12 protein-coding genes, 1 tRNA gene and 1 pseudogene are annotated in these 14,199 nt (G+C 66.6%); 11 read left to right on the top strand and 3 right to left on the bottom strand.

The window, feature by feature from the left end:
* A pseudogene (locus tag Q0X16_RS09295) lies at positions 1–844 on the bottom strand (excinuclease ABC subunit UvrA); the annotation flags it as partial.
* Between the two features lie 199 nt (positions 845–1,043).
* Entirely contained in the window at positions 1,044–3,041 is a 1,998-nt protein-coding gene (locus tag Q0X16_RS09290; RefSeq protein WP_297833383.1) for a multicopper oxidase domain-containing protein, read from the bottom strand.
* Positions 3,042–3,271: 230 nt separating this feature from the next.
* Between Q0X16_RS09290 and rplU the strand changes: the two genes are divergently transcribed.
* The 3 genes from rplU (at position 3,272) to obgE (ending at position 5,006) form a co-directional block, all read left to right on the top strand.
* Positions 3,272–3,589, top strand: coding sequence for a 50S ribosomal protein L21 (gene rplU, locus Q0X16_RS09285; protein WP_297833381.1), 318 nt, complete (start codon positions 3,272–3,274; stop codon positions 3,587–3,589).
* 12 nt (positions 3,590–3,601) lie between these two features.
* Positions 3,602–3,862 (top strand): 50S ribosomal protein L27, encoded by a 261-nt coding sequence (gene rpmA, locus Q0X16_RS09280; protein ID WP_297833379.1) that lies wholly within the window; start codon positions 3,602–3,604, stop codon positions 3,860–3,862.
* 79 nt (positions 3,863–3,941) lie between these two features.
* Positions 3,942–5,006, top strand: a complete 1,065-nt coding sequence (obgE, locus tag Q0X16_RS09275) for a GTPase ObgE (protein ID WP_297833377.1) — start codon at positions 3,942–3,944, stop codon at positions 5,004–5,006.
* An 84-nt stretch (positions 5,007–5,090) separates the two neighbouring features.
* Here obgE and rpsT read toward each other — a convergent pair whose 3' ends face one another.
* Positions 5,091–5,360: a 30S ribosomal protein S20 gene (gene rpsT, locus Q0X16_RS09270; RefSeq protein WP_297833375.1), complete on the bottom strand. Its 270-nt coding sequence runs from the start codon at positions 5,358–5,360 to the stop codon at positions 5,091–5,093.
* A gap of 207 nt (positions 5,361–5,567) precedes the next feature.
* Between rpsT and murJ the strand changes: the two genes are divergently transcribed.
* From murJ to Q0X16_RS09230, 8 genes are all read left to right on the top strand, one after another.
* Positions 5,568–7,157 carry a murein biosynthesis integral membrane protein MurJ gene (gene murJ / locus Q0X16_RS09265; protein ID WP_297833387.1) on the top strand — a complete coding sequence of 530 codons (1,590 nt, stop codon included), beginning with the start codon at positions 5,568–5,570 and terminating at the stop codon, positions 7,155–7,157.
* A gap of 87 nt (positions 7,158–7,244) precedes the next feature.
* Positions 7,245–8,252 (top strand): bifunctional riboflavin kinase/FAD synthetase, encoded by a 1,008-nt coding sequence (locus Q0X16_RS09260; RefSeq protein WP_297833373.1) that lies wholly within the window; start codon positions 7,245–7,247, stop codon positions 8,250–8,252.
* A 71-nt stretch (positions 8,253–8,323) separates the two neighbouring features.
* Positions 8,324–11,110, top strand: a complete 2,787-nt coding sequence (gene ileS, locus Q0X16_RS09255) for an isoleucine--tRNA ligase (protein WP_297833385.1) — start codon at positions 8,324–8,326, stop codon at positions 11,108–11,110.
* Positions 11,110–11,616, top strand: a complete 507-nt coding sequence (gene lspA, locus Q0X16_RS09250; protein WP_297833371.1) for a signal peptidase II — start codon at positions 11,110–11,112, stop codon at positions 11,614–11,616. The genes ileS and lspA overlap by 1 nt, the downstream gene beginning before the upstream one ends.
* Positions 11,617–11,626: 10 nt before the next feature.
* Positions 11,627–12,565: a 4-hydroxy-3-methylbut-2-enyl diphosphate reductase gene (gene ispH, locus Q0X16_RS09245; protein WP_297833369.1), complete on the top strand. Its 939-nt coding sequence runs from the start codon at positions 11,627–11,629 to the stop codon at positions 12,563–12,565.
* A 47-nt stretch (positions 12,566–12,612) separates the two neighbouring features.
* Positions 12,613–12,688: transfer RNA gene (locus Q0X16_RS09240), tRNA-Thr, on the top strand.
* A gap of 65 nt (positions 12,689–12,753) precedes the next feature.
* The gene (locus Q0X16_RS09235) at positions 12,754–13,536 is read left to right on the top strand and encodes an N-6 DNA methylase (RefSeq protein WP_297833368.1); all 783 of its coding nucleotides are present in this window, start codon (positions 12,754–12,756) and stop codon (positions 13,534–13,536) included.
* Complete coding sequence (locus tag Q0X16_RS09230) at positions 13,533–14,108, top strand: Bro-N domain-containing protein (protein ID WP_297833366.1); 576 nt, start codon at positions 13,533–13,535, stop codon at positions 14,106–14,108. The genes Q0X16_RS09235 and Q0X16_RS09230 overlap by 4 nt, the downstream gene beginning before the upstream one ends.
* Positions 14,109–14,199 lie beyond the last annotated feature (91 nt).

The raw sequence follows: 14,199 nt of genomic DNA, 5'->3' as shown, positions 1-14,199 counted from the left end.
CGATCGGCGAGTTGAATGAAAACAGCCGCGGTTCCAGCTCCGGCAGCGAGTAGTCGCAGACCGGGCAGGAGTAGCGCGAGGAAAACAGCAGCGGCGCCGCTGCGGCGTCGTCCATCGATTGCACCAGCGCGATTCCGCTACCCAGCTTGAGTGCGGTCTCGAACGATTCCGCCAGCCGCTGGCGCAGGTCCGCGCGCGGCTTGAAGCGGTCGATCACCGCCTCGATGGTGTGCTTGACCCGCAGTGCCAGCGGCGGCACCGCATCGATTTCGTGCAGGGCGCCATCCACCCGCACCCTCTTGTAGCTTTGCGGGCGCTGCTGTTCGATCACCTGCTTGTGTTCGCCCTTGCGCTCGCGCACCACAGGCGCCAACAGCAACCCGCGCGGGCCGCCCAGCGCCGGATCGGATTCCATCGCCAGTACCTGATCGACCATCTGGCCGACCGTCTGCGCTTCCAGCGGAAAGCCGTGATCGGGGCAGTGCGGCGTGCCCACCCGCGCGTACAGCAGGCGCAGGTAGTCGTGGATCTCGGTGATGGTGCCGACGGTCGAACGCGGATTGTGGCTGGTCGATTTCTGCTCGATCGAGATCGCTGGCGACAGCCCTTCGATGTGGTCGACGTCGGGCTTGTCCATCACGCTCAGGAACTGCCGCGCATAGGCCGACAGCGACTCCACGTAGCGGCGCTGGCCCTCGGCGTAGATCGTGTCGAACGCCAGCGATGACTTGCCCGAACCGGACAGACCGGTGATCACGATCAGCTTGTCGCGCGGCAGGTCGAGGTCGATGTTCTTGAGGTTGTGCGTCCGCGCGCCGCGGATGCGGATGAAATCGAGGGCCATCGGCGGGGTTTTGGTGATGCGACCGGGTAGTTTAGCGCGTCGGTCAAGATCGCCGTGAGGGGACGCTCACCTTGGTCGCAGCCGTCCGGAAGGGGGGGCGGGAGGTCGCCGCTTGAAACTCCGCATCCCTCTCCGACGCGCGGGCGCGCGCCATCCATGGCGCGCTCGACCCCCAGCCCCTTCCGGACGGCCGGTGGATTCAGTGCACGTGCGCTTCCGAAGCCGCAGGCGTTGCTGCCGCGCGCGCCTTCTTCACGTCGTCGGCGGTGATCGGCTTGCCCTGGTTGCCCCACGAGGTGCGCTCGTGGTTGACGATGTCGGCGATGTCGGCATCGTTCAGGGTCGAGGCGAAGGGGGGCATCGCGCCCTGGTAGTTGACGCCGTCGATCGGCACGCCGTGCATGCCGTTCAGAATCGCGCCGAGCTGCGTGGCCGGGTTGGGATCGAGGACGGCGGCGTTGCCCCTGAGCGGCGGGAACATGCCCGGCGTGCCTTCGCCGTTGGCCTGGTGGCAGGCACCGCAGTTGCGGTTGTAGAGCTGCTCCGCCTTGGCCGGGTTGAAGGCGTAGGGCCCGGTCGCCTGCGGCGGCGGCGTGGCGGCCGTCGTCGAACGCGTGATCGGCGGCTTGGCGTTGCCGACGTCGCCCACCGCCAGCACGCCGACCGCGCCGATTTCCATGTGCGCCATCGAGTGGTCGACGAACGGATAGTGGCCGGCTTCGTCCAGGGTCAGGTCGAACACCGCGCCTTCGCCCGGGCCGACGGTGTAGGTGGACACCCCGGTGAGGGCGTGCGCCGCATCGCCGTCCGGATAGACCTTGTCGAAGATCGCCCCGATCACGTGGAATGCGCTCCACAGGCTGGGCCCGGCGTTGACCACGTACAGGCGCACCAGATCGCCGGGCCTGGCGGTCAGCGGATGGTCGCGGTACTGGAAGGCGGTGCCGTTGAACACCACTTCATCCGGCTTGATGTCCAGCATCTTCTGGTAGTTGCCGGCCATGACCTGCCCGGACACCTGCTGGGTGTACCACTCGCCCTGCACCAGCACGTAGCTTTCGGCAGCCGGCGGCAAGGGGATTGCCGGGTCGACGATCATCGCGCCGTACATGCCGTTGCCGATGTGCAGCAGCACCGGCGGCGTGCCGCAGTGGTACAGGAACGCGCCGGCCACCTTCGCCTCGAAGGTGAACTCGATCGATTCGCCGGGCATGATGTCGACGTAGTGCAGGTTCGGCGGAGTGATGGCCGAATGGAAGTCGATCGAGTGCTGCATGGTGCCGTTGTTGGTCAGCACCACCTTCACCCTCTGGCCCTGGCGCACGTGGATCACCGGGCCGGGCACCGACTTGCCGAAGGTCCAGGCCTGGTACTGCACGCCGCTGGCGATGTCGATGTTGTCGTCGGACACGCCGATCCGGATTTCCGCCGTGTCGCCTGCGGGCACCGGCGGCAGGCGGGCGTCGCGCGCCTGCGCCACCGGGTCGGTGGAGGCGAGTGACAGCGGCGACACCGCCGCCGCCGCCGCCGCGGGGCTGGCCGAGCGCACGTTCAGGGCGCTGTGCAGGCCGGCCAGCAGCAGTGCCGTCATCAGCATCACCCCCGCCAGCGCCGGGCCCTGCACGCTCCACGGCAGGCGCTGCACCTGCTCGGGGTGCACCTCGGGGTTCCACTCCGAGACCTTGCGCCACGCCGGCCAGCGGCGTTCGATCAGGTAGTCCAGGCTGTACGGGCTCGGGCCGGAACGCAGGTTGATGACGATCAGCGCCGCGAAGATCAGCACGTAGCTCAGCCCCGCGCCGATGTTGCTGGCACCCACCGAATACGGCCCGCCGAAGCCCTCGGCCGTGCTCCAGATCAGCAGGCTGAACAGGAGGCCGACGATGTAGGTGAACTTGCGCGCGATGCCGAAGATCAGCGCCAGCGCCAGCAGCACCTCGGCGATGCGCGTCGCCCACACGAAGAAGGCGACGTTGGGCGTCACCAGCGCGATCCACAGGTTGAACCACCAGGCCGACCATGCCGGCTGCCCGGTCGCGGCGTTGTGCAGGTAGCCCACGTAGTGGCTGGCGAAATCGGGCGAGAACGTCAGCGCGGCGCTGACCAGCCAGATCATGCCGAACGCCACGCGCAGCGCGGTGCCGGCCATCGCCGGCCAGTTGGAATTGGCCGGATTGCGGCCCTCGGTTTCCGTCATGGGGATGCCTCTTTGGGTCGGGTTGAATCGGTCGCGCGGCATCGTGAGCCGCGCCGAACCGCCGGAAGTCTAGACCGCGTGTGTGTTATGGCCGGGTGCAGGATCGCGGCCAAGGCGGTCCGTTCAGCGGCGCGTTTGACTACAACTTCCTGAATCCACTACAATTCCGCTTCTGCCCGCGCGATGCGTGGCGGATTCCCAAGAAGAACGACAGAAACGAGAGGTCCAACATGTATGCAGTCGTGGTGACAGGCGGCAAGCAATACCGCGTGATGCAGGGCGAAACGCTCCGCGTCGAGAAGCTCGAGGCCGAGGCCGGCAGCGAGATCAAGTTCGATGACATCCTGATGCTGGGCGATGCCGACGGCATCAAGCTCGGCGACGCGCTCAAGGGCGCCAGCGTGTCGGCCAAGGTGGTCGGGCACGGTCGCGCCGACAAGGTGCGCATCGTCAAGTTCCGCCGCCGCAAGCACCATCGCAAGCAGATGGGGCATCGGCAGCACTACACCGAAATCGAGATCACCGGCATTGCCGGTGGCAGCAAGTAAGGAGACGCAGTCATGGCACACAAGAAGGCTGGTGGTTCGACCCGCAACGGCCGCGACTCGAATCCGAAGTTCCTGGGCGTGAAGCTGTACGGCGGACAGGCCGTGGAAGCCGGCAACATCATCGTTCGCCAGCGCGGCACCCAGTTCCACCCGGGCACCGGCGTGGGCCTCGGTCGCGATCACACCCTGTTTGCGCTGGTCGACGGCACGGTGGAGTTCTCCACCAAGGGCCCGAAGAAGCGCCGCACCGTCAGCATCCTCGCCGCGCAGTAAGCGCGAACCGACGGATGCCGCGAAGAGCCCCGCCTCGGCGGGGTTTTTCGTTTATCCCCCAAGCCCCTGACTTTTCCCCATGAAACTCGTCGACGAAGCTGAAATCACCGTGACTGCCGGCAACGGCGGCAACGGCTGCGTCGGTTTCCGGCGCGAGAAGTTCATCCCGCTCGGCGGGCCGGATGGCGGCGATGGCGGCGACGGCGGCGACGTCTGGCTGGTGGCCGACGAGAACCTCAATACTCTGGTCGATTTCCGCCATCAAACCCGGTTCAAGGCCCAGCGCGGCGAAAACGGGATGGGCAGCCAGAAATACGGCAAGGCTGGCGAGGACATCCAGATCACGGTACCGGTGGGCACGGTGGTGCACAACGTCGATACCGATGAAGTCATCGGCGACCTGACCGAACACGGCCAGCGCCTGCTGGTCGCCAAGGGTGGGCAGGGTGGGTTGGGCAACATGCATTTCAAGAGCTCGACCAATCGCTCGCCGCGACAGTCCACGCCCGGCGGTGAGGGCGAAGAGCGAGTGCTGCGGCTGGAACTCAAGCTGCTGGCCGACGTCGGCTTGCTGGGTTTTCCGAATGCGGGCAAATCCACCTTCATCCGCGCGGTGTCGGCAGCGACGCCGAAGGTGGCCGACTATCCGTTCACCACGCTGTACCCGAATCTTGGCGTGGTCAGCGTCGAGGTCGGCCGCAGTTTCGTGATCGCCGACATCCCCGGCCTGATCGAAGGCGCGGCCGACGGTGCGGGCCTGGGCAGCCTGTTCCTGCGCCACATCCAGCGCACCCGCCTGCTGCTGCACCTGGTCGATATCGCGCCGATGGAGTACGAGGGACAGGAGGCGTTGACGCCCGCGCAGCAGGTCCGCGCGATCGAGCGCGAGCTTGGCAAGCACGACCAAGCGCTGCTGGACAAGCCGCGCTGGCTGGTCCTGAACAAGGCCGACCTGATGTTCGCGGACGAGGCGCGCGCCGCGGCGGAAGCGATCGTGGCCGAACTGGGCTGGACGGCGCCGTGGTACCTGGTTTCGGCGATCGGTCGCGAAGGCACCTGGCCGATCATGCTGGAAGTCCAGACGTTCCTTGACCGGCTGCGCGAGGACGAACTGGAAGCCAAGTCACAGGGTGATGCCGCATAAAACGCTCTTCTCCTTCCCCTTCAAGGGGAAGGCTGAAACAAAAAGCCCCGCCGAAGCGGGGCTTTTTCGAATCCCGTTGCCGGATCAGGCGGTCTTGAGCGCCTTGATGCGCGCGGTCAGGCGCGACTTGTGGCGGGCGGCCTTGTTCTTGTGGATCAGGCCGCGGGCGGCGAAGCGATCCAGCAGCGGCTGGGCGACGGTGAAGGCGGCGGAAGCGCCGTCGGCGTCGTTGGCGTTGAGGGCCTTGAGCACGCGCTTGACGGCGGTGCGCAGCTGCGAGCGCTGGGCGACGTTGCGGGCGTTGCGCACGACCATCTGCTTGGCGCGCTTCTTGGCGGACTTGATATTGGCCACTGGAAAATCCTGGAATTCTTGGGGTTGGAATGCTGAACTTGGCGGGGCGTGCCGTCGGCTGGCACAATGCCGCGCCGACAACGCATCGGAAAGACTGCGAATTATGCTTGGTTTCCCCAGTTGGGTCAACAACCTGCGCCGCACTGGCGGCTTGATCGCGGGGCCGGGGTGAGCGCAGGCGCGTCCAGCGGCGGCAAGCCGCGCGGCATGCTGGGCGGGGTGCTGTCGTTCGGCGGCATGACCATGCTCAGCCGCGTGTTCGGGCTGGTGCGCGACCAGGTGTTCTTCGCCACCTTCGGCACCAACTGGATGACCGACGCGTTCTGGGTCGCGTTCCGCATCCCCAACTTCATGCGCCGGCTGTTCGCGGAAGGGTCGTTCTCGACCGCCTTCGTGCCGGTGTTCACGGAGATCAAGGTACAGCGCAGCCACGCCGAACTGCGCGAGCTGATGGCGCGCACCGCCGGAACCCTCGGCGGCGTCCTGCTGCTGGTGACGGCGCTGGGAATGCTGCTGGCGCCGGAGCTGGCGACGGCGTTCGCGCAAGCCGATCCCGCACCGGGCCAGAACCAGCTGATCACCGACCTGCTGCGGCTGACCTTCCCGTTCCTGCTGTTCGTGTCGCTCACCGCGCTGGCGGCCGGCGCGCTCAACAGCTACGACCGCTTCGGCTGGCCGGCGTTTACCCCGATCATCCTGAACCTGTGCATGATCGCCGGCGCGCTGTGGGGTTCGCGCTACACCGATCCGCCGATCATGGCGATGGGCTGGGCGATTCTCGTCGCCGGCGTGCTCCAGCTGCTGTTCCAGTTCCCGCTGCTGGCCAGGCTGGATTTGCTGACGCTGCCGCGCTGGGGCTGGAACCACCCGGACATCCGCCGGATCATGCGGCTGATGGTGCCCACCCTGCTGGGCTCGTCGGTGGCGCAGGCCAACCTGCTGTTCGACACCTTCATCGCGGCGCTGCTGGTGCACGGCTCGCAGAGCTGGCTGTCCGGCGCCGACCGTTTCCTCGAACTGCCGCTGGGCGTGTTCGGAATCGCGCTGGGCACGGTGATCCTGCCGACCCTGTCGCGGCACCACGTCAAAGGCGACCGCGCGGCGTTCTCGAAAGCCTTCGACTGGGGCCTGCGCACCACCTTGATCATCATCCTGCCGGCGATGCTGGGGCTGATGCTGCTGTCGCTGCCGCTGGTGTCCACGGTGTTCCAGTACGGCCGCTTCGATGCGTTCGCCGCGCGCATGACGGCGCTGTCGGTGTTTGGCCTGAGCTTCGGCCTGCCGGCCTTCGCCCTGGTCAAGACCGTGCTGCCGGGGTTCTACGCGCGCCAGGACACGAAAACACCGGTGCGCGCCGCCGTTGCCTCGCTGGTGGCCAACATGGTCTTCAACGTGATCTTGCTGGGGCTGATGGTGGCGCTGTGGGTGCCCGAAGCCGACCGAGTCGGCGGGGTGATGGCGACCCTGGCGCGGGTGCCGGGGCTGCATTTCGCGCTCGGCATCGCCTCGGCGCTGTCGAGCTATCTCAACCTGTGGCTGCTGTGGCGTTGGCTGCGCAAGGCCGACGTGGTCGACCTGATGCCGGGCTGGGGGCGGTTCTGGCTGCGGGCGCTGGTGGCCAACGCGGCGATGGCCGCCGTGGTGCTCTACGGACTGCACATCGGTCCGGAATTCACCGAAGTCGGCCTGGGGCAGCGAGTGGGTTGGCTGGGCGGACTGGTCGGCGGCGGCGCGCTGGTCTATGCCGGCGCGATGCTGGCGATGGGCTTTCGGTTGCGGGAGTTCCGGGAACATTGATCGCGCCATGTTGCAGCGCAGCTATACTTCAAGGTCACGCAGTTGGATGACGGGCCCGGGCGCCAGCGCGCGGGCTTTTGGAGCCGCATGACCTTTCTGTTCCGCGACGCCGTGGGGCCAGCGCTGTGCCCACAGGGAAGCGTGGTCTGCATCGGCGCCTTCGATGGCCTGCACCTCGGGCATCGGGCGCTGGTGGGCCGCGCGGTGGCGCGCGCGCGGACGCTGGGCGTGCCGGCGGTGGCGCTGGGCTTCGAGCCGCTGCCGCGCGAGCTGTTCGCCCGGGGCGAAAAACCGCCGCGGCTGATGCTGGCGCACGACAAGATCGACGGGCTGCGGGCGCTGGGCGTCGAGGGCATCGGCCTGCTGCGCTTCAACCGCGCGCTGGCGGCGATGGAGGCCGCCGATTTCGTGCACGAAACGCTGGTTGGACGGCTGGCGGCGCGCGAGGTCTGGGTTGGCCCCGGTTTCCGCTTCGGCCACGCGCGCGGCGGCGATCTGGCGCTGCTGCAGGCGCAGGGCGCGCAGTCCGGCTTCCGCGCCGAGGCGATCGAGCCGGTGCTGGACGGCGGCGAGCGTATTTCCAGCACCCGCATCCGCGCCGCGCTGGTGACGGGCGAGTTCGCCACGGTGGCGCGGCTGCTGGGGCGGCCTTACGCCATCGGCGGGCGGGTGGTGCGCGGTCGCCAGCTCGGCCGCACCCTGGGTTATCCCACCGCGAACCTGCGCTTCGGCGGCAAGACGCCGGCGCTGCGCGGCATCTATGCGACCTGGGTCCACGGCGTGGGCGACGCCCCGCGACCGTCGGTTTCGAGCTTCGGCACACGGCCCACGGTGGACGGCGTCGAGCCGTTGCTGGAGGCACACCTGTTCGATTTCGAAGGCGACCTGTACGGGCGCCGGATCGCGGTCGAGTTCGTCACCCATCTGCGCGATGAGGAAAAATTCCCCGATCTGGATGCACTGACCGCGCAGATGCAGCGCGACGACGCGCAGGCGCGCGCCCTCCTTGAAACATCCGTTCCCCAACGCTGGCCCGCGCATTCCGGCGCGGGCGCGGCAAGACACTCCGCTTCGATCAGGCAGGCCTCCGCGTGAGCGACGATACTTCGACCAAGAGCGACAACCCCTACAAGGCCACCATCCTGCTGCCGGAAACTGCATTCCCGATGCGCGGCGACCTGCCCAAGCGTGAGCCGGATACCTTGGCACGCTGGGAGTCCGAAGGCTTGTACGCGCAGATTCGTGCCGCAGCCAAGGGTCGCCCGCAGTTCGTGCTGCACGATGGCCCGCCGTATGCCAACGGGGCCATTCACCTGGGCCACGCGGTCAACAAGATTCTGAAGGACATCATCGTCAAGTCGAAGACGCTGGCCGGCTTCGATGCGCCCTACATCCCGGGTTGGGACTGCCACGGCCTGCCGATCGAAATCGCCATCGAGAAAAAATTCGGCAAGGTCGGCACCAAGCTCGACGCCACCGAGTTCCGCCAGAAATGCCGCGAATATGCGACCGCGCAGATCGATGTGCAGCGCAAGGATTTCAAGCGCCTGGGCGTGCTGGGCGATTGGGAAAACCCGTACCGCACGCTGGATTTCAAGTTCGAGGCCGATGAAATCCGCGCGCTGGCGCGGGTGGTGGAAAACGGCCACCTGCTGCGCGGGGTGAAGCCGGTGTACTGGTGCTTCGACTGCGGCAGTGCGCTGGCCGAGGCCGAGATCGAATATCAGGACAAGACCTCGCCGGCGGTGGATGTGGCCTATGCCGCCCGCAACAGCCAGCAAGTCAGCCGCGCCTTCGGCAGCGAACTGCCGGAAGGCGTGGAGGTGGCGATCCCGATCTGGACCACCACGCCGTGGACGCTGCCGGCATCGTTGGCCATTTCATTGGGGCCGGAGCTGGAGTATGTGTTGGTGGAAGGCCCGGCCAAGGCGGATGGCAGCCGCCGCTGGCTGATCCTTGCCGAGGCGTTGGCCGAGAAGGCGCTCAAGCGCTACGGCGTGGACGAGGCGGTGCTGCTGGGCCGCGCCACCGGCGAAAAACTCGAAGGCCTGCTGTTCGCGCACCCGTTCTATGCCGAGCGCGACATCCCGATCCTGCTGGGCGATCACGTCAGCGCCGAAGACGGCACCGGTGCGGTGCACACCGCGCCCGGCCACGGCCAGGAAGACTTCGTGGTCGGCCAGAAATACGGCCTGATCGAGAAATACACGGCGGCGCAGCTGAACCCGGTGGATGGGCGTGGCGTGTATCTGCCATCCACGCCGAAGGCGGGCGATGTGGACCTGACCCAGTTGCATGTGTGGAAGGCCAACGACGCGATCGTCGAGGTGCTGCGCGGCAACGGCGCGCTGCTGGCGTTCGCGCCGCTCAAGCACAGCTACCCGCATTGCTGGCGGCACAAGACCCCGATCGCGTTCCGCGCCACCCCGCAGTGGTTCATTTCGATGGAGCAAGCCGGCCTGCGCCGCGACGCGCTGGCGGCCATCGAAACGGTGGCGTGGTACCCCGAATGGGGCCAGGCGCGCATCGCCGGCATGATCGACGGCCGACCGGACTGGACGATCTCGCGCCAGCGCACCTGGGGCGTGCCGATCGCGCTGTTCGTACACCGCGAGACCGGCGACATCCACCCGCGCAGTGTGGAGTTGATGCGACAGGTGGCCGACCGCGTGGAGCAGGGCGGCATCGACGTCTGGTACGCGTTGGAGCCTTCCGAACTGCTGGGCGGGGAAGCCGCGCAGTACGAGAAGATCACCGACATTCTGGACGTCTGGTTTGACTCCGGCGTGACCCATGAGTGCGTGGTCAAGGAGCGCGGCCTGGGCAAGCCGGCCGATCTGTATCTGGAAGGCTCCGACCAGCATCGCGGCTGGTTCCAGAGCTCGCTGCTCACCGGCGTGGCCATCGACAAGGCCGCGCCGTACCGGCAATGCCTGACCCACGGCTTCACCGTGGACGAGCACGGCCGCAAGATGTCGAAGTCGCTGGGCAACGGCATCGAGCCGCAGGACATCATGAACAAATTGGGCGCGGATATTTTGCGCCTGTGGATTGCCTCCACCGACTACAGCAACGAAATGTCGCTGTCGCAGGAAATCCTCAAGCGCAACGCCGATGCCTACCGCCGCATCCGCAATACCGCGCGCTTCTTGCTGGGCAACCTGCACGGCTTCGACCCCGCGCAGCACATGGTTGCAACCGATGCCATGGTGGCGCTGGACCGCTACATCGTGCATCGCGCATGGCAGGTGCAGGAGGCCATCAAGACCGCCTATGCCGATTACGACTTTGCTTCCGTGGTGCAGGCGTTGATGAATTTCTGCAGCGTCGATCTGGGATCGCTGTATCTCGACGTCACCAAGGATCGCCTGTACACGATGCAGGAAGATTCACCGGGCCGGCGCAGCGCGCAGAGCGCGATGTACCACATCGCCGAAGCCTTCGCGCGCTGGATCGCGCCGATCCTGAGCTTCACCGCCGACGAACTTTGGGGCTACCTGCCGGGGCCGCACGCCGGCAACGTGCTGCTGTCCACATGGTACGAAGGGCTGACGCCGCTTCCGGACGCCGCGCCGATGACCGCGCATGACTTCGACACGCTGCTGGAATTGCGCGAGCAGGTGACGAAGGCGCTGGAACCGCTGCGCTCCGAAGGAAAAATCGGCGCCGCGCTGGAGGCCGAAATCGAGTTGCGCGCGGGCGTGGCCGATCAGAACCGACTGGCGCCGCTGGTGGACGAACTGCGCTTCCTGCTGATCAGTGGCGATGTGACGCTGGTGCCGGACGCCGACGCCAAGACGATCGCCGTTTCTGCACAGCCGACGCAGAAGCACAAATGCGTGCGCTGCTGGCACCACCGCGAGGACGTCGGCGCACACCCCGCGCACCCGCTGCTGTGCGGGCGCTGCGTGGCCAACGTGGACGGCGCGGGCGAAACCCGCCGTTGGTTCTGATGGCCAAGGTCAAACCCAACGCACTGCCCTGGCTTGCCGTTTCGGCCCTGATCCTCGGCCTCGACCAGTGGTCGAAGGCGTGGGTGCTGGCGCATCTGCCCGAATACACCGCCGTCCCCGTCATCGACGGTTTCTGGAACTGGTACCGTACCTACAACACCGGCGCGGCGTTCAGCTTCCTCGCCGACGCCGGCGGCTGGCAGCAATGGCTTTTCATCCTGCTGGCGTTCGCCATCAGCGCCGTGCTGACGTGGATGCTGGCGCGCACGCCGCGCGGCGACTGGAAGCAGTCCCTTCCGCTGGCGCTGGTGATCGGCGGCGCGCTCGGCAACGTCATCGACCGCTTCGTCCACGGCCACGTCGTCGACTTCATCCAGTGGCATGTCGGCAACCACTACTGGCCGGCGTTCAACATCGCCGACAGCGCCGTGGTGGGTGGCGCCATCGGCCTGGCATTGGCATCCGGCTTGATGTCGGGCAAGGCCAAGCCGGCAGCGAAGGCTTAGACTGACGAGCATGGACGTCCTGCTCGCCAATCCGCGCGGCTTCTGTGCCGGCGTCGATCGCGCCATCGAAATCGTCAAGCGCACGCTGGAAATTTTCGGCGCGCCGATCTACGTGCGCCACGAGGTCGTGCACAACAAGTTCGTGGTCGATGACCTGAAGGCGCGTGGAGCAGTCTTCGTCGAGGAACTCGCCGAGGTGCCCGACGGCGCCACCGTCATCTTTTCCGCCCACGGCGTGTCGCAGGCGGTGCGCGACGAAGCCGATCGCCGCGGGCTGCGGGTGTTCGACGCCACCTGCCCGCTGGTGACCAAGGTGCATCAGGAAGTCGGTCGCCAGAACCGGCGCGGGCGCGACATGGTGCTGATCGGCCATGCCGGCCATCCCGAGGTCGAGGGCACGATGGGGCAGTGGACGGCCAAGGAACAGACCGGCGAGATCCATCTGGTCGAAAACCTGGAAGACGTGGCCGCGCTGGTGCTCCGGCAGCCCGACAACTGCGCCTATACCACCCAGACCACGCTCAGCGTGGACGACACCCAGGAAATCATCGCCGCGCTGCGGGCGAAATTCCCCAAGATCCAGGGCCCCAAGCACGACGACATCTGCTACGCCACCCAGAACCGTCAGGACGCCGTGCGCGACCTCGTGCGCGGCGGCTGCGACGCGGTGCTGGTGGTCGGCTCGCCCAACAGCTCCAATTCCAACCGCCTGCGCGAGCTGGCGCAGCGCGAAGGCGCCGCCGCGCTGCTGATCGACAGCGCCGCCGAGATCGACCCGGCCTGGGTGTCCGCGCACCGGCGCATCGGCGTGACGGCCGGCGCCTCCGCGCCGGAAGTGCTGGTGCAGGGCGTGCTGGCGCGGCTGCGCGACCTCGGCGCGCCGGACGTGCAGGAGCTGCGCGGCGAGCCGGAGAGCATGGTCTTCGCCCTGCCCAAGGAGCTTCGCTGATCGTCGACTGGCGCAACACCGCCGCAACCGATAAAATGCGCGACCTTGCCGGAATAGCTCAGTTGGTAGAGCGGCGCATTCGTAATGCGTAGGTCGTAGGTTCGAATCCTATTTCCGGCACCAGCTTCACGAGGCCCGTCCACGAAAACCCGCTGCGGCGGGTTTTTTGTTGTTCGCGCCACGCCGCAGTGGGCACCCTGCTGCATAATCGGGTGACATCGACGAGGCAACGCCCCGGGCTTGCGCACCGCGGAAGACGGCAAGCAGGATCGCCGCCCTCGACCCGCGAAGCGAATGCGCCACATCGGGCGCGGACAAGGGGGTACTGCGGATCCATGAGCCTGGTGAAATCCAAACAGCGCGTCGCCGACCACGGGGAGGTGTTCACCCCGCCGTGGATGGTCGAGGCGATGCTGGATCTGGTGAAGGGCGAAACCGAGAGGATCGACAGCCGGTTTCTGGAGCCGGCCTGCGGAAGCGGCAACTTCCTCGTCCAGATCCTCCGGCGCAAGCTCGCGGCAGTCGAGTCGAAGTACGGCAAGTCCGACTTCGAAAAGCGCCACCATGCGCTACTTGGGCTGATGTGCATCTACGGCATCGAGCTGCTGCCCGACAACATTGCCGAGTGCCGGGACAACCTGCTCGAAATCTTTGCCGAATATCTGGATCTTGACGATGCCGACGATCTGTATCGATCTGCCCGCCACGTGTTGTCGCAGAACCTGGTCCACGGCGATGCCCTGACCATGAAGGACAGCAGCGGCCAGCCGATCACCTTCCCGGAATGGGGCTACCTGGGCAAAGGCAAGTTCCAGCGGCGCGATTTCCGTTTCGACGTGCTGACGCATTGGTCGGCTTTCAGTGCGGAAGGTTCGCTGTTCGCGCATCTTGGCAAGCACGAAATCTTCGCGCCGGTGAGGGAATACCCGAAGATGACGGTGGCCGAGTTGGCTTCGGGAGTTGAGTCATGAGCGGGCAGGCAGGCAAGGTCAAGCTCTTCGAGACCAAGAAGATTCGCGCCGAGTGGGATGCCGAGAGCGAGAAGTGGTGGTTTTCGGTCGTGGACGTCGTGGCCGTGCTGACCGAAAGCGCCGACGCTTCCGCCTATTGGCGCAAGCTGAAACAGCGTCTCAAGGCCGAAGGCAATGAAACCGTGACAAATTGTCACGGGTTGAAAATGCGCGCCGCGGACGGGAAAGCGCGTCTAACCGACGTGGCCGACACCGAGCAGATCCTGCGGCTGGTCCAGTCCATTCCCAGCAAGCGCGCCGAACCCTTCAAGCTGTGGCTGGCGCAGGTGGGCAGCGAGCGTCTGGACGAAACGGTGGACCCGGAACTGTCCATCGACCGCGCCATCCAGAACTACCGCCGCCTGGGCTACAGCGAGAACTGGATCAATCAGTGCATCAAGTCCATCGAGGTGCGCAAGGCGTTGACCGACGAATGGGACAAGTCCGGCGTGCGGCGCGGGCAGGAATACGCCGCGCTCACCGATTTGATGAGCAAGGTCTGGGCCGGCATGACCACGCGCGAATACATGTAATGACCCAGCACTTCCTGCACAGGTCAGGCCGCTAAAGCATACGCTTCTGCGGGTGTCTTCATGCCCAGCGCCTGATGCGGGCGCCGGTGGT

The sequence above is a fragment of the Thermomonas sp. genome, from assembly GCF_025993755.1.
In the GTDB taxonomy this organism is placed as follows: domain Bacteria; phylum Pseudomonadota; class Gammaproteobacteria; order Xanthomonadales; family Xanthomonadaceae; genus Thermomonas.
Note: the sequence above shows the minus strand (reverse complement) of the source record. Positions and strands in the feature narration are given on the sequence as shown.